The sequence below is a fragment of the Mycolicibacter arupensis genome, assembly GCF_002086515.1.
GTDB classification, from domain to species: domain Bacteria; phylum Actinomycetota; class Actinomycetes; order Mycobacteriales; family Mycobacteriaceae; genus Mycobacterium; species Mycobacterium arupense.
This window is the reverse complement of the sequence record NZ_MVHH01000110.1, coordinates 1-1,375: the sequence shown is the minus strand read 5'-3', so window position 1 is coordinate 1,375 and position 1,375 is coordinate 1. Positions and strand designations below refer to the sequence as shown.

Sequence of the window (1,375 nt, the reverse complement as noted above, 5' to 3'; positions counted from 1 at the left end):
AGCTACCGGGACCTTGACCGCCGGCGGCGCCACCCCCGGCGGTGGCGCGGGGGCCGGGACAGGCGCGGCCTCCGGAGCGGGCGCCGGAGCCGGGGCCTGTTGGGCGGGTCCGACGAGGTGCCCGGTGGGTGGTGGGTGGTCTGCGGCGGTGGGCCGAATGCTGACCGCCAGGGCGACCACCAGACTGCAGACCCCCACGACGAAGAATGCCGCCAACCCGCTTCCGGCCAGCAGGAAGGGCCGCCGGCGAGTCGGTGCGCTGTCCTCCTCGACCAAGCGCAGTTCGGAACTCGGCGGATAGAACTCGTCGTCGTCGATGGCGAGGTCCTCGATGCCGTCTGCGTCGGTGAAGCTCAGGTAGCCACTGTCGGCGTCGTCGGGAACCGCGCTGTAGGCCAGCGCGTACTCGCTCATGGTCGCGTCATAGTCGGCCGGGCAGGCGTAACCGAGCGCGACCAGCTCCGGGTCGATCATTCCGGTGCCCGGGTCGCGCGCCCACGCCAGCGCTGAGGTCGAGGAGTCGAACAGCGGCGCGTGGGCACTGGCCAGGGCCGCGCCCCGTGCCAGTGCGGTCTCGGGCTCTTCGGGCACGCTGACCGGGATGGCGCTGGCCGCGTCCAACTCCGGCTTGACCATGCCGACGTTGACGCCGGAACCGACGACGAACAGGCCATCGGGGCGCGGGGACAGTCGACCGGCCTGGGCGGCCAGCCGAGTCAGCGCACCCATCGCGGCGGCGTCGTCGGAGGGCAGTGCCACCCGCTGCACATCGGCGATCGAGCCGTCCGATGAGTCGATGACGGCCAGGGTCGCCCCGTCGGGCTCGATGAACATCAGGGCGGTGTGCTCATAGCCCACCGATCCGCCCACGGTCTGGGCCAGGGCCGCGGCGGCCAAGAACGCCGACACCAACATCACGTTCTCGACCCGATGGCCGGCCAGGGCGTCGCGCAACTGTCCGGCCTGGAGCTGGTCGGCGACCATCACCCCGGTCGAGGCCAACCGGTAGCCGCTCTCGCGGGCACTTTCCTGGGTGCCCAGGATGGCCGACACGATCTGATGGGGCAGCACCGGAGAGTCGGCGTCCACCTCGAAGCCGTCCTCGTCGACGGTCACGCCTCCGGCGCGCTCCCCCTCGACCAGGACCATGCGTACCGATGGCGGCGCCATCGAGACCCCCAAAACGATGTCCACCGCACCTCCTCCACTAGGGTCGGCGACTTCTTAGTCAATCTTACAAGCGCGCGGGCCAGATCCCCACCTAAAAATGGAGGCCCGGCAGGGGGAACGGGAAGGGGCCGCCGCGCCCATGCCCGCCGCCATGTCCGCCTCCGGGACCCTTGCCGGGCCTCCATTTTTAGGTGGGGATCTGGCC

General features: G+C 70.9%; 1 protein-coding gene. It reads right to left on the bottom strand.

From position 1 onward, the window contains the following. Positions 1–1,194, bottom strand: a 1,194-nt coding sequence (locus tag BST15_RS20885) for a DUF7159 family protein (RefSeq protein ID WP_083071174.1), incomplete at its 3' end; no start/stop codon positions are given. Positions 1,195–1,375 lie beyond the last annotated feature (181 nt).